The sequence below is a fragment of the Clostridium sp. K04 genome (genome assembly GCF_019734375.1).
Taxonomy (GTDB): domain Bacteria; phylum Bacillota; class Clostridia; order Clostridiales; family Clostridiaceae; genus Clostridium; species Clostridium saudiense.
This window is the reverse complement of record NZ_JAASHD010000005.1, coordinates 16,257-38,258: the sequence shown is the minus strand read 5'-3', so window position 1 is coordinate 38,258 and position 22,002 is coordinate 16,257. Positions and strand designations below refer to the sequence as shown.

Below are 22,002 nucleotides of genomic sequence, written 5' to 3'. Positions count from 1 at the left end.
TTATAGTATTAAACATAAATTATTCCGTACTCTAATTTTACATCATTACATATATGTTAACAATAGTAAAATGCTAACTATTGAAGAAAATTGTAATGATTTTTTTAGATTTCATAAAAAAAATGATCAAAAAATGTTGCTTTTATCCTATAATGTACTATAATTTACTTCTATATCTTTATTCTATATAATAATAATTGCTAATTTTAAAATACTATATTTTAATTCATCATATAATATATTCAACAAAACTTTAAAAATTCCTCTAACTTTTAACATTTTTTTATTTTTATTGAAAATATATATTCACATTTATTCTTATAAGCTACTTTCATTCACTAAATTATAATTGGATTTTATTTATGAAAACTCTAAAATCCCCTTCATTTTAATAAATTTAATTTATTAAACTTAAAGTTTGAATTTACTTATAACAAAAGGACGTAATTTCTTACGCCCTTAAATTTTTATAAAATCATTAATCTTTTTAAAGTTTCTCTATCTACTGCATATGTCATTGCTGTGTCCATTGATATAACACCCTTTTTATATAACTCAGCTATAGCCATATCCATAGTTTTCATACCATATTTATTACCTGTTTGAACAGCTGATTCAATTTGATGTGTTTTACCTTCTCTAATTAAGTTTTGTATTCCTGGAGTACTCACCATTACTTCTAAAGCTGCAACACGACTATTGCCTTCAATATTAGGTAATAGTTGTTGAGATACAACTGCTTGTAATACTGATGATAATTGTATCTTAACTTGTTGTTGTTGATGTGGTGGGAATACATCTATTATTCTATCTATAGTTTTTGCTGCTCCAATTGTGTGTAATGTAGAAAATACTAAATGTCCAGTTTCAGCAGCTGTAATTGCAATTGATATAGTTTCTAAATCTCTCATTTCTCCAACTAAAATCACATCTGGATCTTCTCTTAATATAGCTTTTAATGCATTTCCGTAACTCTTACTATCCTTACCAATTTCTCTTTGATTAACGATGCAGTTATTATGCTTGTGTAAGTATTCTATAGGATCTTCTAAAGTTATTATATGTGCTTGTCTTGTATTATTTATTTCATTGATCATAGCTGCTAATGTTGTACTTTTACCACTACCTGTAGGTCCTGTAACTAAAACAAGCCCTCTTTTTTTAGTTACAATATCTTTAAGAACTGCTGGATGCTTTAATTCATCTAATGTTGGTATTTTTAGTGCAATAACTCTTATTGCTATAGCATCACTATTTCTTTGTTTAAAAACATTTACTCTAAATCTTCCGATTCCTTGTGCAGAATAAGATGTATCAAACTCTCCAATACTTAAATATTCCTCATATTTTTCTTGCAATATTTCTTTAGAAAACTCTTCAACATCATTTGGTAATAATTTCTTATCTCCTAAGTGGATAAGTTTTCCATTGTATCTTATAGTTGGTGGCAACCCAACAGTTAAATGTAAATCTGATGCCTTCATTTCTATCGTTTTTCTTAAAAGTTCTTGTAATACATACATATTATTTTCTCCCTAATCTAATCTCTAATCGTATATCATATTTTTATCTCTATTTATAGTTTAGTAAAATAATCCAAAAATTACAACTAATATTGTAAACTTTTTACCTTTTTTGTCATTTTGTTGTAAGTTCTTTCTTTAATTTCTTTAAAGCTTTCTTTTCTATCCGCGAAACATAAGATCTTGATATCCCAAGTAGACTTGCTATTTCTCTTTGAGTTTTGCATTTACCATCTACCAATCCATATCTCATCCTTATAATTTCTCCTTCCCTTTCACTTAGCGCTGTATTAATTTTAGAATAAAGAGCTTTTATTTGTATATTGGTTTCAACTTTATCAACCACAGAATCTTTATCACTACTTAAAACATCAATTAAACTTATTTCATTACCTTCTTTATCAACGCCTATCGGATCATGTAAAAATGTTTCTCCTTTTTGTTTTTTACTACTTCTAAAGAGCATTAAAATTTCATTTTCAATGCATCTAGATGCATATGTAGCTAATCTTGTTCCCTTTGATGCATCAAATGAATCAATTGCTTTAATTAACCCTACTGTACCGATTGATATAAGTTCATCTATATCTTTATTCGGTATTTGATACTTTTTCACAATATGTGCAACCAACCTAAGGTTTCTTTCTATCAATACTCCTTTAGCCTTCTTATCACCTGATTTTAATAGTTCAAGATATTTTTCTTCTTCTTTTTCATCCAAAGGCTGTGGAAAAGTGTTGTTACCTGAAATATATCCTGTAAGGAAAAAATTCGTACAGAACAACTCCAAAATATTACTAAAAAATATCACTAAGCTTCCTCCTAGTAGTGCTTATTATATAATATGATATTTTCTAAAAATATTGCTTGAAGATTGCAAATTAATTTTATTCCCAAATTTTATTCACTTATTAATGCTTTTATTATTTCTCTATATATTGGTGCTGCTGTATTTCCTCCAGCAAGTTCTGTTCCATTTTCATCTACACCATTTATATTTGGAGCAACAATTACTAATGTATATAATTTATTGTCAAGTTCAAAATAACCAGCAAACCAACCGTGAGTTGTTGCACCACCTTCACCTGTAGCTGTACCTGTCTTACCACCTTGTATTATACCATCTACCTTAGCTGCAGTACCAGTACCATTTGTTATAACATTACTCATACTATTTTTAACTAATTTTGATGTTGTTGATGTAAATATCCTATTTTCTTCATTTTGAATATTTTCTATAACATTATTATCATCATCTACAATTGCTTCGATAAGTGATGGCTTAATATAAATACCATCATTAACTATAGCATTAACAGCACCAGCAATTTGAAGTGGAGTTACAGTTACACATTGCCCAATAGCAAAATTGCTTACTCCATCAGTTAGCTTTGGCATTACCCCTACTGCCTCTTCTCTATTTTCACCTGCTAAACCTAGTACTTTGTTATATAATCCTAAATTAGTTGTATACTTTAACAAATTTTCATATCCTATTAATTGACCTAATTTTGCAAATATATCATTACAAGATACCTCAAATGCTTTATTAACTGTTAAAGTTCCATGAGCATAAGACTTTCCTGAATTCGTGCAAATATTTCCATTACAAGTAAAAGTATCAGTTACATTTACCAACCCTTCATTTAATGCAATAGCCTCAGTTAAAATTTTAAATATAGATCCTGGTTCAAATCCTAATTGACCTATTCCTAAATTTACATTAGCTTCTGATTCATCTTTTTGAACCATTGCTCTTATTTTACCCGTATTTGCTTCTAATAAAACAACACCAACATTATCTAAATTACTAAATGAATCATCTTTTAAAACATCTCTAATTTTATCTGACATTGAACTATCTATTGTAAGTCTTATATTCTTATTATTTACACCTGAATTTGTTTCATTAGTTCTATAAATAGATTTATCATCTAAATAAAACCCAGTAGTTGGTCTCTTATTATCTTGTATTATACTAACAACTTCACTTTCAAAAGATCCTTCTTCAACATTATCTTTATCAATTGATGCTATAATATTCTCAACTCTCCAACTTTCTTTTAAATCTAATTCATCATAAACATAAGTATATATTCCCTTTATATCATTAAGTTTATTTATTTTATCGTATGTTTCTTTAGTGATATTATAATAAATTTTTCCACTTTGTTGCATAATATCAGAAAAATTAAAAGATTCATCTTCAGATTTCATAATAAAATTCAAAGCTAATAAATCTTGTAATGTTTCTTCATAATTGTTTAACTTAAAAGGCTTTGTATCAAGAACCATTACATATTTATTTTTATAATTTATTAAACTTTCTCCATTAGTATCAAAAATCTTATAATTCTTATCACTAGTATATTCAACTTGATGATTTTCAAGTTCTCCTTGAACTGTACTAGTTGGCTTTATCATTAGAAAAAATAATCTTATAGTTAAAGCAATAAAAATGCTAAAAAATACTATCCCCACTGCAAGTGATTTTTTATTATTAATTTTAAAACCATACAAAAAAAACACCTCCTTAGCTAAATTCTAGCCTAAGAAAAGGTGTTTTATTCAAGTTACTTTAATATATCTCTGATTTTTGCCATTAATAAATCTATAGCAACATAATTATGTCCACCTTCAGGAATAATTATATCTGCATATTTTTTTGAAGGCTCAGTAAATTGTAAGTGCATTGGTCTTACAATATTAAGATATTGATCTACAACTGATTCAACAGTTCTTCCTCTTTCGTTAATATCTCTTACAAGTCTTCTTAGAATTCTAATATCAGCATCTGTATCAACATAAACTTTAATATCTAAAAGTTCTCTTATTCTTGGATCTTCAAGAATTAATATACCTTCAACTAAAATTATATCTCTTGCTTCAACTGTTGTAGTTTCTTTTGCTCTATTATGTACAGTAAAGTCGTAACTTGGTTTTTCTATAGACTCTCCATTTATTAAAGCTTTTAAATGCTCTACTAATAAATCATTATCAAAAGCCATAGGATGATCATAATTTGTTTTAACTCTTTCTTCCATTGATAAATGGCTTTGATCCTTATAATACATATCTTGTTGTATCATTGCAATACAATCATTTGAAAAATTAGAATATAACGCATCAGCAATTGTACTTTTACCAGAGCCTGTTCCTCCAGTAATTCCTATTAATATTGGTTTAGACATTACTGCATTTCCTCCTTAGTTGTTGTTTATGTTAATAACGTTATTTGCTTTTACTAGCATATCATTTACCTTTAAAGGAACATCAACCTTTACAGTAAACATCATATGTGCTCTATTAGCAACATCAGTTTTCTTATCTTTATCTAAATCATACATATCTTCTAGTTTAATTTTAAAATATGGAACTTCTGGTCTTAAAACTTCAACTTCTTCACCTTCGAATACTCTATTCTTTTGAAGAACTGTTGCTGTCTTTGTTTCCGGATCATATGATTTAACCATACCAACTATTTCGTAATCTCTAACATAGCCAGCGTCATCATAGTTTTGCTCACCATTAATACCTAAGTAGAATCCTGTATGATATGGTCTATGACTTACTTTTCTAAGCATATCCATCCATTCATCTTTAAACTTATAGTTGCTTGGATTTTCCCAGTAACTATCTAACGCTTCTCTATATGCTTTTACTACAGAAGCAACATAGAATTCACTCTTCATTCTTCCTTCAATCTTGAAAGAATAAATACCACTCTTAACAAGTTCAGGAATATAATGAATCATACATAAATCTTTTGAGTTCATTATATATGTTCCATTATCGTCTTCTATTACAGGATAATATTCACCTGGTCTAGTTTCTTCAACTAAGTGATATTTATATCTGCATACATTACCGCATATTCCCTTATTAGCATCTCTTTTAATCATATAATTTGATATTAAACATCTTCCAGAGTAAGCTACACACATTGAACCATGAATAAACGCTTCAATATCGCATCCTTTTGGAATATTTTCAGTTATTTCATTTATTTCTTTAAAAGTTAATTCTCTAGCTAATACTATTCTCTTAACTCCTAAATCATACCAGAATTTAGTTGCCATCCAGTTAACAGTATTTGCTTGTGTACTTAAATGTATTTCTAATTCTGGTGCTACTTCTTTACATATAGCAATTAATGATGGGTCTGCAACTATAACTGCATCTACACCTATATCATAAAGACCTTTTATGTATTCTCCTGCTGAAGGCAAATCATGATTTCTAGCAAAAACATTTAATGTTACATAAATTTTCTTACCTCTATCGTGACAATATTTAATACCTTCAATCATTTCTTCATTTGAAAAATTATTTGAAAATGCTCTAAGATTTAATTTGCCTCCACCAATATATACTGCGTCTGCTCCAAAATCTATAGCTATTTTTAGCTTTTCTAAATTACCAGCTGGAGCTAATATTTCAGGTTTTCTCATTTATTTACCTCCTTCTAGTTATAGCAATTCCATCTCCCATTGGAATTACAGAAGTAATTAAGTCCTTATCTTGTGATACTAAATCTAAGTAAGTTCTCATTCTCTTAACTATTGTAATTTTCCTTCTTTTAACTAAATCATCACTTGCAACCATTCCTCTAAATAACACATTATCAGCAATTATTATTCCATCATCTTTTAATAATCTTAAACAATGTGGTAAAAAGTGATTATAGTGACCTTTTCCTGCATCCATGAAAATTAAATCATAAGGTTCTTCTAATCTTTCTAATACTTCAAGACAATCTCCTGCCTCTATAGTAATATTATTTTCTAAACCATATGCTTTTATATTTTCTTTTGCATATTTTATCATTTCTTCGCTTCTCTCTATGGTAGTTATATGAGGATTACATCCTGCTGCTTCATACATTATAATTGCAGAATATCCAATAGCAGTACCAAGCTCTAAAATTCTAAGTGGCTTTTTCATGCTTACCATGAACTCTAAAAACTTTATTGTTTCTTTTTGAGCTATAGGCACTCCATTTTCCTTAGCAAAGTCTTCTAACTCTTTTAGTTTTCCTTCACTTTCAGGAATTAATCCTCTAATATATTCTTCCATATAGTCGTAGGTAACTCCACTCATACTAAACCTCCGTATATGTTAATATCCTAATTCTTCTTTTTTCTTTAAGAAATCATCATAATTATTTGTAAAATAATGTTCATCATCAGATGCTAGCAGATAAAATAAATAATCTGTACTTGCAGGATTTAATGCTGCTTTAAGTGATTCTACACCTGGATTACATATTGGGCCTACAGGTAAACCTTTGTATAAATATGTATTGTACTTTGATTCAATTGCTAAATGTCTATTTCTGACACTTTCAATATAATATCCATGTGCATAAATTACAGTTGCATCAATTTGAAGTGGCATATTTTGCTTTAATCTATTATAAATAACAGATGCAATTAATGGTCTATCTTCATCAACTCTTGCTTCTTTTTCTATAATAGATGCAACATTAACTACTTTTTCAACTTCCTCTTCAGTGATAGTATCACTAGCAGTAATTTCTTTAAATACTTCTTCAAATCTCTTTATCATTGTTTCAATTATGTACTGTGGTTCAACGCCAATCTCAAAGCTATATGTATCTGGAAATAAAAATCCCTCTAAATTATATCTTTTATCTGGATTATCCTTTACGTATGATGGCAATGGATAACTCTTTACTGCATTTAAAAATTCATCTGAAGTACATACTTCCTGCTCTTGTAGTCTTGTAGCAATATCTTCAATATTGAAACCTTCTGGAATAGTAACAGTTATTGCATTTGCGTTACTTGCATCCTTTAAAGTTTCTGCAATTTCTTTTACTGACATTCCTTTTTCTAATGTATGACTACCAGGAACAACTTCTAAATTTAGCCCAGTTAATTTTGCATATATTTTTATAATCAATGGACTTTTTATTTTATTTTCACTTTTTAATTTTGAGACAATACTATAAAAGCTATCTCCCTCTTCAACTAAAACTACTTCTTCATTAGAAATTTTAAGTGGTTTATTTATTGTAGATGTAAATTTAAAAATTCCTAAAAATAAAATAATAATCAATATCAAACCAATAATTATGTTAGAATTTCTTTTTCTCTTTTTTCTTCTTCTTTTTAATTTGTTGGTATTTTTAACTCTTTTCTTCATAAATACCCCCTGTATTTAAAAGTGAATAGCTAAAACACTTAGCTATTCACTATTATAATACTTTTCTATCAAATTTTAAACAATTTACATAATTATTTTTTGCTTCTGCTTATCATTCTCTTTCTTTCAGCAGCATCTAAGTATCTCTTTCTGATTCTTATGCTTTCTGGAGTAACTTCAACTAATTCATCATTTCCTATGAATTCAATTGATTGCTCTAAAGTTAATGTTGTAACTGGTACTAATTTAACAGCATCATCAGAACCTGAAGCTCTTGTATTTGTTAACTTCTTACCTTTACAAACATTGATATCTAAATCTTCAGCTCTAGCACATTCTCCTACTACCATTCCTTGGTATACTGGTGTACCTGGAGTTATGAATAATCTACCTCTTTCTTGAGCATTGAATAATCCATAAGCAATTGCTTCACCTTGTTCAAATGAAACTATTGATCCTCTGCTTCTAGCTTCGATTTCACCCTTGTATGGTGCATATCCTTCAAATACGTGGTTCATGATACCATTACCCTTTGTATCTGTCATGAATTCATTTCTGAATCCGATAAGCCCTCTAGCAGGAATAATAAACTCTAATCTTGTATATCCATTAACAGCAGATGTCATATTAACCATTTCAGCTTTTCTTGGTCCCATTTTTTCCATAACAGCACCCATGAATTCTTCTGGAACGTCTATTGTTAAGTATTCCATTGGTTCTAACTTCTTACCATTTTCTTCTTTGAATATAACAGATGGCTTAGAAACTTGTAATTCAAATCCTTCTCTTCTCATTGTTTCTATAAGAACTGATAAGTGAAGTTCTCCTCTTCCTGATACTTCGAAGCAATCTGGAGTTATTTCTCTAACTCTTAAACTTACGTTAGTTTCTAATTCTTTCATTAATCTATCTCTTAAATGTCTAGATGTAACGAATTCTCCTTCTTTACCTGCAAATGGTGAATCATTTACCATGAAGTTCATGTTAAGTGTTGGTTCATCAATTTCAACGAATGGTAAAGCTTCTGGATTTGAAGCATCTGCAATTGTTTCACCAATATTAGCATCCATAATACCACTTACTGCTATTATATCTCCAAGTCCTGCTTCTTCAACTTCTTCTCTCTTTAATCCATTGTATCCAAATACAGCTGTGATTTTGTAATTAGATTTTGTCCCATCTTGTCTTACTAAAGTAACATTTTGGTTCTTTTTAACTGTTCCTCTATGTACCTTACCTATAGCAATCTTTCCAACGAAAGCATTACTATCTAAAGTTGTAACAAGCATTTGGAATGGTCCATCGATGTATCCCTTTGGTGGTTCAACATGATCGATTATTGTTTTAAATAATGGTTCCATACCATCATTTGTATCTTCAACATTATATCTAGCAAATCCTTCTCTAGCTGAAGCATAGATTATTGGGAAGTCTAATTGTTCATCATCAGCACCTAATTCTAAGAATAAGTCAAACACTTCATCAATAACTTCTTCTGGTCTAGCATTTGGTTTATCTATTTTATTTATAACAACGATTGGCTTTAATTTTAATTCTAAAGCTTTCTTTAAAACGAACTTAGTTTGAGGCATTGGTCCTTCGTAAGAATCAACAACAAGTAAAACTGAGTCAACCATTTTAAGTACACGTTCAACTTCTCCACCAAAGTCAGCATGCCCTGGTGTATCAACTATATTGATTTTTGTCCCATTGTACATTACAGCAGTGTTTTTAGAAAGAATAGTAATTCCTCTTTCCTTTTCTAAATCGTTAGAGTCCATTACTCTTTCATCCATTTTTTCATTTGATCTAAATACGTGACTTTCTTTAAACATGGCATCAACTAATGTTGTCTTACCATGGTCAACGTGAGCTATAATAGCTATATTTCTAATGTCGTCTCTAGTTATTAATTCCATTTAATTTCCTCCATTAACTTTAATTCTGAACTTAAATATAAAATTTAAATTCATCGCTTTTATTTTAAAGGCTTATCTTTCTTTTTTAACTAAGCATTCAAAGTTCATATCGCCTTTGGTTTGCTAAGTTAATGAAAGTTCAAATTACTAAATCTCTAAATAATTAATATCAAATTATGTAATGAAATAAGATAATCAACTATGTACTTAAGATTTAGATTTTTAGCTTTGTAAACCTATAAATATTTTACCCAAAAAGAAAATTGGATACACTCGTATCCAATTTCCAAATCCATCAATCATTCTACTATTTTCTCAGCAACTTGTCAACTACGACTTAAATTTCCATTATAATAGGTAAAATCATTGGTTTTCTCTTTGTCTTGTCATAAAGATAGCTTCTAAGCTCATCTCTAACATTGGACTTTAATGTTGCCCAATCAGTAATGCTCTTTTCTTCACAATCAAGTAAAGTATTTCTAACTATTTCTCTTGCCTCATCAATTAATCCTTCAGATTCCCTAACATATACAAAACCTCTAGATATAATATCTGGACCAGCAACTATAGTTTTAGTTTCTTTAGATAAAGTAACTACTACTGTTAATATACCATCTTGAGATAAATGCTTTCTATCTCTTAATACTATATTTCCAACGTCTCCAACTCCAAGGCCATCTACAAATATTTGTCCTGAAATAACAGTTCCATTTTTCTTAATACCATTTCTAGTAACTTCTATAATATCTCCAACTTCAGGAATAACTACATTTTTAGAATCTAATCCTAATTTAATCGCTAATTCACCATGTTGTTTTAAATGTCTGTATTCACCATGAACAGGTATAAAATGTCTTGGTTTTACTAAAGTTTGCATTAGCTTTAATTCTTCTTGACATGCATGCCCAGAGACATGTATGTTTTCTGCAGAATCATAAATAACTTCTGCTCCCTTTTTAAATAATTGATTTACAACTTTTGATACAAGCTTTTCATTTCCTGGAATAGGTGTAGCTGAAATAATTATTGTATCTCCTTCAACTATATTTACCTTTCTGTGATCAGATGCAGCCATTCTAGACAATGCAGACATTGGCTCACCTTGACTTCCAGTAGTAATGATAACAACTTGATCGTTATTATATTTATTAATTTGGTCAATTGATACTAATGTATTATCATCAACCTCAATATATCCTAATTCAATAGCAACATTCATTATATTTTCCATACTTCTTCCTGATACAGCAACTTTTCTGCCATATACTGAAGCAGCCTGTATTATTTGTTGGATTCTATGAATATTAGAAGCAAATGTTGCAATAATTATTCTTCCCTTAGTTTTTCCAAATATTCTTATTAAACTTTCTCCAACAATTTTTTCTGATTTTGTATATCCTGGCTTTTCAACATTAGTTGAATCAGCCATCATTGCTAAAACACCTTTTTTACCTAATTCAGCAAATCTTGCAAAATCCATAGGTTCTCCATCTATAGGTGTATAATCCACCTTAAAGTCACCAGTATGAAGCACTACTCCTAATGGTGTATGAACAGCAATTGCAACAGAATCTGCAATTGAGTGGTTTGTCTTTATAAATTCAACAGAAACAGAGTTTAATCTAATTACATCTCTTGGTTTTACTCTAACAAGTTCAGTAGTACTTAATAAACCATGCTCCTTTAATTTAGTTTCAACAATTCCTAATGTTAATTTTGTCCCATAAACCGGAACATTTAATTGTTTTAATACATATGGTAATGCACCAATGTGATCTTCATGACCATGTGTCAAGAAAATCCCAGATACTTTTTCTTTATTTTTTATAAGGTATGTTATATCAGGTATAACTAAGTCAATTCCGAACATATCTTCATCAGGGAATTTTAATCCACAATCAATTACAACAATATCATTCTTGTATTCAATTGCAGTTAAATTTTTCCCAATTTCATTAACTCCACCTAAAGGTATAATCTTAATCTTAGCTTTTTCATTCTTCATATGTCCCCTCCTTCTTTTCTCTTTTATGTAATTACAAGTAATACCTATTTAAATACTACTCTTCACTTTCACCCTTATGTTTTTTACAGCATTCAGCACAAATTCCAAAGAACTTAACACTATGGTCTAAAATTTTAAATCCATATGTACCTTCAATTCTTGCTTCTAATTCATCTAGAAGATCATCTTGAACTTCATATACAGCCTTACACTCATTACATACTAAGTGATGATGTCTATGTTGTTCTTCACTATGCACTAATTCATATCTGCTGCAACCATCATTTAAATCTAATTTAAAAATAACACCTATTTCCTCTAACAGCGAAACCGTTCTGTACACTGTAGCTAAACCAATATCAGGACATACTTTCTTTACTTCATCATATATCTCTTCTGCGGTTAAGTGTTCTCCTTCTTTTTCGATGATTATATCAACAATAGCTCTTCTTTGAGGCGTTAACTTATATCCCTTTTGTTTTAAATTTTCTTTTAATAATTCAATATCCACATTAACAGTGCTCATATTTAACACCTCATTTCTTTTTTTTATTCTTCATCCATGAAAATTGTGTTATAAGCTTCTTCTATAGCTGCTAACTCAACTTCGTTATCAATTAATTCAAACATATCTTCATTATCTTCATCTTTAACTACCTTTAAAGCAAAAGGATTTTCATCTTCATATCCAACTTCTTGAACTATAACATATTCACTTTTTTCTTCAGTCTCTGGATTAACCATATCAAAGAATGCTATCACATTTAAGTTTATTTCATTTCCATCTTCATCGAATAATTGTATTGTCTTTAAATCTTTTTCCATTATTTTAACTCCTCTTTATCATCATAATTGTTTCTTATATTATTACATAAAAAACTAAAACTGCAAACAGTTAATTTTAAGTAAAAGGTAATAATTAATAAATAATAATTATCAATAAAAACTTTTTAAAAAATTTTTGATATTTATATAACTTTATATCAAAACCAATTCACCCAACACCTGGGAAATCTATTTTTACTTATATTTACCTATTACTTTTTATCTTATTTAGATGTTAATCTTATACGATCTAAATAACCTTGTAATATATATGTAGCTGCAATTTTATCAACAATTTTCTTTCTTTTATTTCTAGAAAGATCGGCTTCTAACATGGCTCTATGTGCCGCAACCGTTGTTAATCTTTCATCCCACATCTCTATAGGTAATCCTGTTTTTTCTTTAAGTAATTCTGAAAATTCTAAAGCCTTTTCTCCAGCTTCACCAATAGTTCCATTCATATTTTTAGGTAATCCAACTACTATTGTTTCAACGCCGTATTCCTTACATATCTTATGAACTTCTTCTAAATCTTGTTCCTTTTTGCTTCTTCTAATAGTTGTTATACCTTGTGCTGTCCATCCTAATGGATCACTTAAAGCAACTCCAATAGTTTTTGAACCCATATCAAGTCCTAATATTCTCATAGAAACTCCTTTGCATTTCTTTTAATAAGTAACGTATTTATTTATAATAACTTTTATCCAATTATTTTTCTAGCTTTTATTTACTTATAACACTTTAAATTTTTTTATAAACAAAAGGTGCCCGGTTAACGGGCACCTTTTATTTAATATCTAGATAAGATTTTATTACCTCTTCAAGTATTTCATCTCTTTCAAGTTTTCTAAGTAAAGCTCTTGCTCCGTTATAACTAGTAATGTAAGAAGGGTCCCCTGAAATCAGATATCCTACCAATTGGTTTATTGGGTTATATCCCTTTTCTTTCAATGCTGTATATACATCATTTAAAATTGATTTAGTTAAATCCTCTTTGTTAATGTTTAAGTCAAATTGCATTGTTCTATCAAGATTATTTTCCATATCGTGGCTGCACACTTGCAGCTTCACCCCCTTACGAAAGTATTTTATTTATTTTTAATCATTTGAAATATTAACTAATTACTTTATCTAACTATATTATAACCTAAATTTACATAATTGTATACTATTTCAACTAACTATTTTACTAAATTTTCTACTGTTTGGAATGCTGCTTCTATAGCTTGAGGGATATTTTCTGGCTTTTTACCACCGGCTTGAGCCATATCTGGTCTTCCACCACCGCCTCCGCCAACAATAGTTGCAACTTCTTTAATTATCTTTCCACAATGTATTCCTTTATCTAATACATCCTTAGTTGCCATAGTAATTAAGTTAACTTTATCACCTAAGTTACTTACTAAAACAACAACTCCTGAACCCATCTTGCTTCTTATCTTATCAGCTAAGTCTCTTAATGCATTACCATCAACACCTTCAAGTCCATAAGCTATAGTCTTAACACCGTTAATATCTTTTGCACTGTTTAAGATATCATCTAAAGCTCCACTTGTAAGTTTTGATTTAAGCTCTGCAATTTCCTTATCTTTTTCCTTAATTTCTGCACCTTGAGTAGATATTTTCTTTAAAACATCTTTTTCAGTACATTTAAGTGCTGCACAAGCTTCCTTTAATAATCTTTGCTTTTCTTCCATATATTTTATAGCAGCTCTACCTGTTAAAGCTTCTATTCTTCTGATACCAGCAGCTACACCTGTTTCAGAAACTATTTTAAATAATCCAATTTCTCCAACGTTAGATACGTGAGTACCACCACAAAGTTCCTTAGAGAACTCTCCAGCTGCAACTACTCTTACCTTATCTCCGTATTTTTCATCAAAAAGTGCAGTTGCTCCTGATTCCTTAGCTTCTTCAATTGTCATAAGCTTAGTTTCTACAGTATCAACTTCCATTATTTTATCATTTACTAAATCTTCAACCTTTTGAATTTCTTCAGCTGTCATAGCTTGGAAGTGAGTAAAGTCAAATCTTAATCTTTCATTATCAACAAAAGATCCTGCTTGGTGAACGTGAGCTCCAACAACTTCTTTTAATGCAGCTTGTAACATATGAGTTGCTGTATGATTCTTACAAACGCAAGCTCTTCTCACTTTATCAACAGTTAATGTAACTTCTTCATTTATTTTAATGCTTCCATTTTTAACTTCAACATAGTGAATTGTCTTACCACCAACATTTTTCTTAGTATTATAAACATATGCAGAACCATTAGCTCCAGTTATTATACCTGTATCACCAATTTGACCACCCATTTCAGCATAGAATGGAGTCTTATCAGTTAAGATATAACCTTTAGTTCCTTCATTTAATTCTTCTACAAATGCTTCATCAGTTGCAAGAACTACAACTTTTCCAGTTCCTTCTGTAGTTGTATATCCAACAAATTCAGTTTCAACTTCAGCTTTAACTTTATTAATTGGGTTTTCATCAGCTCCCATGTAAGAAGTTTCTCCTCTTGCACTTCTAGCTCTTTCTCTTTGAGCTTCCATTTCCTTCTTAAATTCTTCGTGGTCAACAGTCATATTCTTTTCTTCAAGAATTTCTTCTGTTAATTCTAATGGGAATCCATAAGTATCATATAATTTAAATGCTTTTTCTCCAGAAAGTACTGTAGATTTAGCTTCTTCTAACTCTTTAATATATCCATTTAAGATGTTCATTCCACTATCAATAGTTTCATTAAATCTTTCTTCTTCTAAAGTGATTATCTTTGTTATATAATCTTTATTTTCAACTAATATTGGATAATTTCCACCATAGTTTTCAACAACAGCTTCTACAACATCCTTTAAGAATAATCCCTTTATTCCAAGTAATCTACCATGTCTTGCAGCTCTTCTTAAAAGTCTTCTTAAAACATATCCTCTACCTTCATTACTTGGTTGAACTCCATCAGATATAAGCATAGTTACAGCTTTAACATGGTCTGTTACTATTCTTAATGAAACATCTGAATTTGCATCTTTTCCATATTCTACACCCGATAAAGAAGATACCTTATTTAAGATATTCTTAACTGTATCAATTTCAAATATGTTATCAACACCTTGCATTATAGTTGCAATTCTTTCAAGTCCCATACCTGTATCAATGTTTTTATTCTTTAATGGAGCATAGCTTCCATCTTCTTGTTTATCAAATTGAATAAATACTAAGTTCCAGAATTCAACTATTCTATCTGCATCAGATGCAGCAACAAAATCATCTACGTTTGTTACAGGAGCTACATCAACACCTCTATCAAAGTGGATTTCTGTACAAGGACCACATGGACCAACTGTTCCAACTTCCCAGAAGTTATCATCCTTACCTAATCTAAATATTCTATTTGGATCTATATCTGTTTTTGTAGTCCAAATTTCATATGCTTCATCATCTTCTAAATAAATTGTTACATATAATTTATCTTTAGGTAATTTTAAAACTTGTGTTACATATTCCCATGACCATGGAATAATTTCATTTTTAAAATAATCTCCAAATGAAAAGTTACCTAACATTTCAAAGAAAGTACCATGTCTTGAAGTCTTTCCTACGTTTTCTATATCACCAGTTCTAATACACTTTTGACAAGTTGTAACTCTAGTTTTTGGTGGTTTTTGTATACCTGTGAAATATGGCTTAAGTGGTGCCATACCTGCATTTATTAATAATAAACTATTATCGTTTTTAGGTACTAATGGAAAACTCTCCATTCTTAAATGTTCTTTAGATTCAAAAAAGCTAATAAAGCTTTCTCTTAATTCATTTGCTCCCATGAATTTCATGATTCTTACTACCTCCATTTTTTCTATTAGTAATTTAATTAATAACTTAAATCAAATTTTTGTTTCTTAGGAATCCAACTAATAAAAAAAGTCTCCATCCCTAAAAACAAAGGGACGAAAACTTATAATTTCCGCGGTACCACCCTAATTATGTATAAAAATAATACATCACTTAAAGTAAAATAAGCTCCAAGATAGCTTCAATATGCTAAATAAGAAGTTTTCACCACCCACTTCCTCTCTTAATATTTACATCATATTTACTCATTCTTTTCATCGCTTTATGCTATTAATTTATGACAAAATTATATTTCATTTATTCATTTATGTCAATAAACAGTCTTACACTTAAAATAAGTAATAGTCTATATCGTCATAAATTACCTTTATTATTACTGCAATTGGAACTATTAATACCATTCCAATTACTCCTCCAATCTTATCACCTAAAACTAACAAAATAATTATTATAATTGGATGCATATTAGTGCTATCACCAGTAATCTTAGGTGCCAAAAAATTACCTTCAACTTGTTGTATTAAAATAACACCAATAGCTGCAATTATTCCTTTAGTAACTGACCCTGTAAGTGCTATAAATATAATAGGTACACCCCCTATTATTGGTCCAAAATAAGGAATAATATTAGCAACTGCATTAATAATTGATAAAACTAAAGGAAACTTAACTCTAAGTATCAATAATAAAATGAAAGATAAAACTCCTATTATTAAACATAACAATAATTGACTTAAAATATATCTACTTAATATTTTATCAATATTTTTATTTATATTTTTTACTATTACCCTTTTGTCAGTTGGAAGAACTAATAATAGCTTATTATAAATAAGCTTTGAATCCGCTAAAAAATAATAAGTTGTAATAGGTACTATAGCAAGAGTAACTAAATTTTCTCCCATATCTATTAAATTATCTACTAAATGAGTAGATGTATTGCTAAGTATCATATTAATCTTTTCACCAATTTGTATATAAATTGTTTCAAATATTGGTAACCTATCTAATTTAAACCTTGCTGCTAAGCTTAAAATATATTCTTCAATACTATCAAGCATAACTCCAAAATTTCCGCTTTCATTTAACATAGTTGGAACTATACAATATATCAATCCTACAAATGATAATAAAAGTAATAATATAATTAAAAGTGAACTTTTTTTATAAGAAATATGGAGCTTTTCACAAAAGTAATTTCTTAAAGGCTTTAGTGTATAAGCAATTACTATTGAAATTATTAGTAAATTAGTAACTGCCCTTATTGGTTCAACAAAAGCGTATATCATTACTATACTAATAGCAATAATTATGGAAATTATTAACTTTACAATTAACCCTTTATACTTTTTGAACATCCTTATTTCCTCCTAAATTATGAGGTAAAGTCTTTAACTTAACAGTTGAATTACCATTATATAAAATATACTCATCACAAAGCGAACAATGTTTTAAAGTTATAACTTCCTTTCCCTTGAACATTTTATCAAATATTCCTGAACTTATAATCATACCTTTTATTTCAAAAGTTTTTTCATCTATAATTAAATCTTCAAGAACTCCAAGAAGCTTCTTTTCTTTATTTATTATATCCATATATTTTATTTCCTTAAACTTTAATCCTTCAAATCTACTTGTATTTTTAATTTTCATAATTTCATCAACTGAAATAATTGAATCCACAGAAACATATGTATGTTTTTTAAATATAGATGCTGGTGAAATTGTAAATCCCTTTACAACTCCATTATAAAAATCTATAGAAATATCATCTACAACTCCTATATATTTATTTTTAGAATCATAAATCTTCATTAAATAAAAGTTTCTCCATTTAACCATAATTTCACCTCTATAAAGATAATAAATTTAGTATTTACAAAATTCATGGTTATTATTAGTAATTTTTTATATTTATCATTTATATATTTATTTGATATTTATTTCAAAATAAAAAGCAACTATAGTAATAGTTTTACCATAATTGCTTTTTCCATTATCCATTATAAATTTTTATTTTCCATTATTTATTATTTAAATTATATTATAATCTATTTTCTTTACTTATACCTAATCTATACTCTTGAGGTGAAATACCAACGTGTCTCCTAAAAACATTGTTAAAATAATGTTGTGTGTTATAGCCAACTAATTCAGCAATTTCACTTAAAGTTAATGTTGGATCCCTCATTAAAATTATAGCATTTTTTATTCTTACATTTGTTAAATACTCAACAAATGTCATTTTCAAATTTCTCTTAAAGAGCCTTATTAAATAAGTCTGACTTACTTCCATCTTATTTGCTATTTCGGCTATAGACAAATCTTCTTTAAAATAATGTCTATTAATATATTTTTGAACCTCTATTAGCATATCTGGTCTCTTACTCTTGTCCATCAATCTATTGCATAAAGATTTATATACTATATTTACTTGAACAGGATCTTCTCTTAAAAATGATGCACAAATAACTACATTAATATTTAATTTAGCATTAATTGCATTTTCAATGTTATTTACAACCGAATGCCATTCCTTAATAGGATTTACATCACATAAAACAACCACTTGGTCTTTAGAATCAACAAATATATTTAACCCCTTAAATTTACCCATTATTTCTTTAACAACACTACTAATTGCAAAACTCAATCTTTCAGTTTCAATACCAATCTTATCAGATGATTCATTTCTTATTAAAGGCTTAATAACAATTAAAGCCATAGATTTAGTATATATTATACCAAACTTATTAATTTTCCTTTTTAAATCGCAACTTTGTACTTTTCCTAGCATCCACTCTTTTAAAAATATATCCTTTTCAACACTGTATTGCAATTTCTCACCATATTTAACTTCATCATCAGCAACTAAAATTTTAACCAAAGCAACTCCCCCCTGTATTCCTTTCTTAACCTTCTTATTTCGACTTACAGTATAACTATATTTCCTAAAATCTTTTTCGTTCTAAACTATTGATTTTTATAATTAATTACTACAGTTAAATTTCAAATACTAAAATAAATCTTTATTATTAATTCATCTATATACTACTATATATATAGTAATATTGAATAAATAATATACTACATAATTATTTTTAAAATTAATTTAATCTAAATTTTTTCCTTTATAGTTTTAATTAGCATACCATATACAACATACACTAATACTAACTAAATCTATGACTTAGAATATCAATTAATTTAAATTAACTAAATTAAAATTTTCAATTCGACTTTAAATTAGTTAATATTACTACCTATAATGATTCTTAGAAGAGTTGTTTTATAATAAAACATTACAACTTTATTACTGTTCTTCATTTTTAATTTTATCTTTACATTCTATAAAATTTCCCTCAAAATTTGCATACTTCTTATAAAAATTAAACCCAATAAATAATGCTATCAGATATATCATACCTTTAAATCCACCAGCATTTAAACCAACAAATATAGCAATTAATACACTTAATTGTGATAATTCTAATGATGCTGATAATAATTTAGGCTCTAATATATTTCTAGTTATCATTATTACTGAAAATAAAATAATTAAAAATATAACAGTTATATATTTACCACTAAAAAAGTAAATAGCCATAAGAGGTAAAAAGACCAATATCATACCTACTATAGGTAACAAATCTAAAATCATACACATAAAACTAAGCAGTAAAGTATATGGAATTTTTAAAATACTAAAACCTATAAAAGTAATTATAAATGTACAAAAAACTAAAATTGAATATGTTCCAATATACTTAAATACAACGTCCTTAATTTCAAGGATTATTTTAATATATTTATCGTATTCACTTTCTTCTTTGATTTTATTTTCTTTATTTTGTGAATAACTCTTTTGGATAAACTTCTTTAAAAACACAAAACTTGATAATATAGCAAATATTATTACCGAAACAATATAAGGTAGTGCTGATATTATGTTGATTATATAATTAACTACACTTCCACTAAGCTCTAAAATATAATTTGATGCATCTGAAATTAATTTATTAATATTACTTCTTAAGGTATCTAAAACTGACTCATCAATATTTTCAAATGTTGATAGTGAATTTTGAACTAAATTTCCTATTTTAGAACCATTATCATAAATATATTCATATCCATCTGTAGCTAAATCCTTAATTTCAGAACTAAAATAAACAATCCCAACCACCAATAATGTAACTGTAATAGCATAAAAAACTAATGTGGAAATAATCGCTGCTATTTCACCTCGCATATTAAACTTCTTAATAAGAGCTTCCGTTGGCTTTTCTAAGATTGATGCTGCAATTATTCCAATAATAAATGGCAAAGTATATTTTATAGTTCCTGATACAAGCATAAACACAACTGTAAATACGCCAAAGAAAATTAAAATGCTTACAAAAGGTCTTACTTTCTTAACTATTGCAGTAATATATTCCATTTTTATTCTTTCCACCTTTTTAAACTTAAAAATAAAAGGAGCTATTTTTAAGTAGCTCCTTAATATATACATTATTTAATTATTTATTAAAATCGAAATCTACTTTATGATTATAAAAAAAGTCTATCCTCCTTTCTAAGTATATTAGATAAATCGGATCATCTCCTTTTTCCACCCGTTATAAGGCTTGATTTTATTACTAATTAAAAGCCTGTTTTTAATTTTTCCGCAAGCCCCCTCCCTATCATATTTGTTCATGAACTGAACATCTTCTAATAACGACATTGAGAAGCATCACCCCTTTAGCTTTATACATTATAAAATCTTTAAATTTAGTAGTTAAAATTTATAATAAAGAATTACTTAAAACTAAGAACTACTATGTGTTTAGTATACTATTCTAATTATTATTTGTAAATAATTTCCATGCACCTTTTTTTTATATTTTCTACTTTTATACTACATTCTGTCTTTTTATTTTCAAATTAAATTTATTTATTTTACCTTTTTATATATTTTTCAATCTTTAAATATTTTTTTGTTATAAATATTTTTTACTTATAACTTTAATTTATCTCTTAAAATATTTATCTTTTTCATTTCATAAAACATTCATAAATTTATAACATATAATAATATTGATTATGTAAATTTATTGGTTTAAAATATTATTTATACGTTTTTTTGTAATAATTAAATATTTTAGGGGGACTAACCATGAGTAATATTTGGATCACAATATTTTTAATAATCTTTACAATAGTACCTGTATACTATTTAACAGTTGTTTATTCTATTTACTATAAAAAGATATTTAAAAATAAAAACAATTTAAAATTTAGCTTTAAAACAACATCAATTACAACTTATCTACCTTCAATTATTTTTGCTATTATTAGTATTATTTTTGCAATATACTCTATAGCAAATAATATATCACCTTACTATTTAATAGCCTTAGTTGCAGTTAATATAGTTGTATTTGCTTGTATTCATCTTTCTTGCACAACTTTTGGTATTTATAATGATTGCGTTGTAGTAAAAAATAATTATGCTGAATTAAATGAAATACAAAGTGTTGTTTTAGAAAAATCAAAAAAAGGTAAAGAAAATCTTTATGAATTAAAGGTAACTACTAAATTTGATTTATTAATTTGTACCGTAGTAAGTGATGATGCAAAAAGCTTATTAAGACAAATTAAATCTAATTTACCAAAAAACATAAAAATAAAAGAATCAGCAGCTAAATAAGCTGTTGATTCTTTTATTTTT

General features: G+C 27.9%; 20 protein-coding genes and 1 other annotated feature. Of the genes, 1 reads left to right on the top strand and 19 read right to left on the bottom strand.

What is annotated here, in order from left to right:
• Positions 1–467: 467 nt before the first annotated feature.
• From HCG70_RS03525 to HCG70_RS03435, 19 genes are all read right to left on the bottom strand, one after another.
• Entirely contained in the window at positions 468–1,523 is a 1,056-nt protein-coding gene (locus HCG70_RS03525) for a type IV pilus twitching motility protein PilT (protein WP_221697489.1), read from the bottom strand.
• A 115-nt stretch (positions 1,524–1,638) separates the two neighbouring features.
• Positions 1,639–2,334 carry an RNA polymerase sporulation sigma factor SigK gene (gene sigK, locus HCG70_RS03520; RefSeq protein WP_042397027.1) on the bottom strand — a complete coding sequence of 232 codons (696 nt, stop codon included), beginning with the start codon at positions 2,332–2,334 and terminating at the stop codon, positions 1,639–1,641.
• A gap of 89 nt (positions 2,335–2,423) precedes the next feature.
• Positions 2,424–4,052 (bottom strand): penicillin-binding protein 2, encoded by a 1,629-nt coding sequence (locus HCG70_RS03515; protein ID WP_042397029.1) that lies wholly within the window; start codon positions 4,050–4,052, stop codon positions 2,424–2,426.
• Positions 4,053–4,096: 44 nt separating this feature from the next.
• Positions 4,097–4,714, bottom strand: coding sequence for a uridine kinase (udk, locus tag HCG70_RS03510; RefSeq protein WP_042397032.1), 618 nt, complete (start codon positions 4,712–4,714; stop codon positions 4,097–4,099).
• Positions 4,715–4,729: 15 nt separating this feature from the next.
• Positions 4,730–5,974, bottom strand: a complete 1,245-nt coding sequence (locus tag HCG70_RS03505; RefSeq protein ID WP_042397036.1) for a U32 family peptidase — start codon at positions 5,972–5,974, stop codon at positions 4,730–4,732.
• A 4-nt stretch (positions 5,975–5,978) separates the two neighbouring features.
• Positions 5,979–6,623: an O-methyltransferase gene (locus tag HCG70_RS03500; protein WP_042397038.1), complete on the bottom strand. Its 645-nt coding sequence runs from the start codon at positions 6,621–6,623 to the stop codon at positions 5,979–5,981.
• Between the two features lie 18 nt (positions 6,624–6,641).
• The gene (gene mltG / locus HCG70_RS03495; RefSeq protein ID WP_052330631.1) at positions 6,642–7,691 is read right to left on the bottom strand and encodes an endolytic transglycosylase MltG; all 1,050 of its coding nucleotides are present in this window, start codon (positions 7,689–7,691) and stop codon (positions 6,642–6,644) included.
• A 92-nt stretch (positions 7,692–7,783) separates the two neighbouring features.
• On the bottom strand, positions 7,784–9,610 hold the full coding sequence (gene typA, locus HCG70_RS03490) for a translational GTPase TypA (RefSeq protein WP_042397041.1): 1,827 nt from the start codon (positions 9,608–9,610) through the stop codon (positions 7,784–7,786).
• Between the two features lie 337 nt (positions 9,611–9,947).
• Entirely contained in the window at positions 9,948–11,615 is a 1,668-nt protein-coding gene (locus tag HCG70_RS03485) for a ribonuclease J (protein WP_196048602.1), read from the bottom strand.
• Positions 11,616–11,670: 55 nt separating this feature from the next.
• Positions 11,671–12,141, bottom strand: a complete 471-nt coding sequence (locus tag HCG70_RS03480; protein WP_042397047.1) for a Fur family transcriptional regulator — start codon at positions 12,139–12,141, stop codon at positions 11,671–11,673.
• A 23-nt stretch (positions 12,142–12,164) separates the two neighbouring features.
• A complete protein-coding gene (locus HCG70_RS03475; RefSeq protein WP_042397050.1) occupies positions 12,165–12,440 on the bottom strand; it encodes a DUF1292 domain-containing protein in 276 nt (91 codons plus the stop codon).
• A 224-nt stretch (positions 12,441–12,664) separates the two neighbouring features.
• Entirely contained in the window at positions 12,665–13,087 is a 423-nt protein-coding gene (gene ruvX, locus HCG70_RS03470) for a Holliday junction resolvase RuvX (protein WP_042397054.1), read from the bottom strand.
• Positions 13,088–13,226: 139 nt separating this feature from the next.
• The gene (locus HCG70_RS03465; RefSeq protein WP_042397057.1) at positions 13,227–13,484 is read right to left on the bottom strand and encodes an IreB family regulatory phosphoprotein; all 258 of its coding nucleotides are present in this window, start codon (positions 13,482–13,484) and stop codon (positions 13,227–13,229) included.
• Positions 13,485–13,621: 137 nt separating this feature from the next.
• Positions 13,622–16,270, bottom strand: coding sequence for an alanine--tRNA ligase (gene alaS / locus HCG70_RS03460; protein WP_042397059.1), 2,649 nt, complete (start codon positions 16,268–16,270; stop codon positions 13,622–13,624).
• Positions 16,271–16,377: 107 nt separating this feature from the next.
• Positions 16,378–16,556 (bottom strand) — a binding site (T-box leader).
• Positions 16,557–16,618: 62 nt separating this feature from the next.
• Positions 16,619–17,647 carry an AI-2E family transporter gene (locus HCG70_RS03455; RefSeq protein WP_055276013.1) on the bottom strand — a complete coding sequence of 343 codons (1,029 nt, stop codon included), beginning with the start codon at positions 17,645–17,647 and terminating at the stop codon, positions 16,619–16,621.
• Positions 17,631–18,131 (bottom strand): PRC-barrel domain-containing protein, encoded by a 501-nt coding sequence (locus HCG70_RS03450; RefSeq protein WP_042397066.1) that lies wholly within the window; start codon positions 18,129–18,131, stop codon positions 17,631–17,633. Before HCG70_RS03450 ends, HCG70_RS03455 begins: the two co-directional genes overlap by 17 nt.
• A gap of 202 nt (positions 18,132–18,333) precedes the next feature.
• A complete protein-coding gene (locus tag HCG70_RS03445; RefSeq protein ID WP_055276017.1) occupies positions 18,334–19,176 on the bottom strand; it encodes a helix-turn-helix transcriptional regulator in 843 nt (280 codons plus the stop codon).
• Positions 19,177–19,602: 426 nt separating this feature from the next.
• The gene (ytvI, locus tag HCG70_RS03440) at positions 19,603–20,730 is read right to left on the bottom strand and encodes a sporulation integral membrane protein YtvI (protein ID WP_042397072.1); all 1,128 of its coding nucleotides are present in this window, start codon (positions 20,728–20,730) and stop codon (positions 19,603–19,605) included.
• 144 nt (positions 20,731–20,874) lie between these two features.
• Complete coding sequence (locus HCG70_RS03435; RefSeq protein ID WP_156327395.1) at positions 20,875–21,015, bottom strand: hypothetical protein; 141 nt, start codon at positions 21,013–21,015, stop codon at positions 20,875–20,877.
• A gap of 432 nt (positions 21,016–21,447) precedes the next feature.
• On the opposite strand from HCG70_RS03435, the gene HCG70_RS03430 reads away from it, so the two are divergent.
• Positions 21,448–21,981, top strand: a complete 534-nt coding sequence (locus HCG70_RS03430) for a hypothetical protein (protein WP_154820434.1) — start codon at positions 21,448–21,450, stop codon at positions 21,979–21,981.
• The last annotated feature ends 21 nt before the right edge of the window (positions 21,982–22,002 follow it).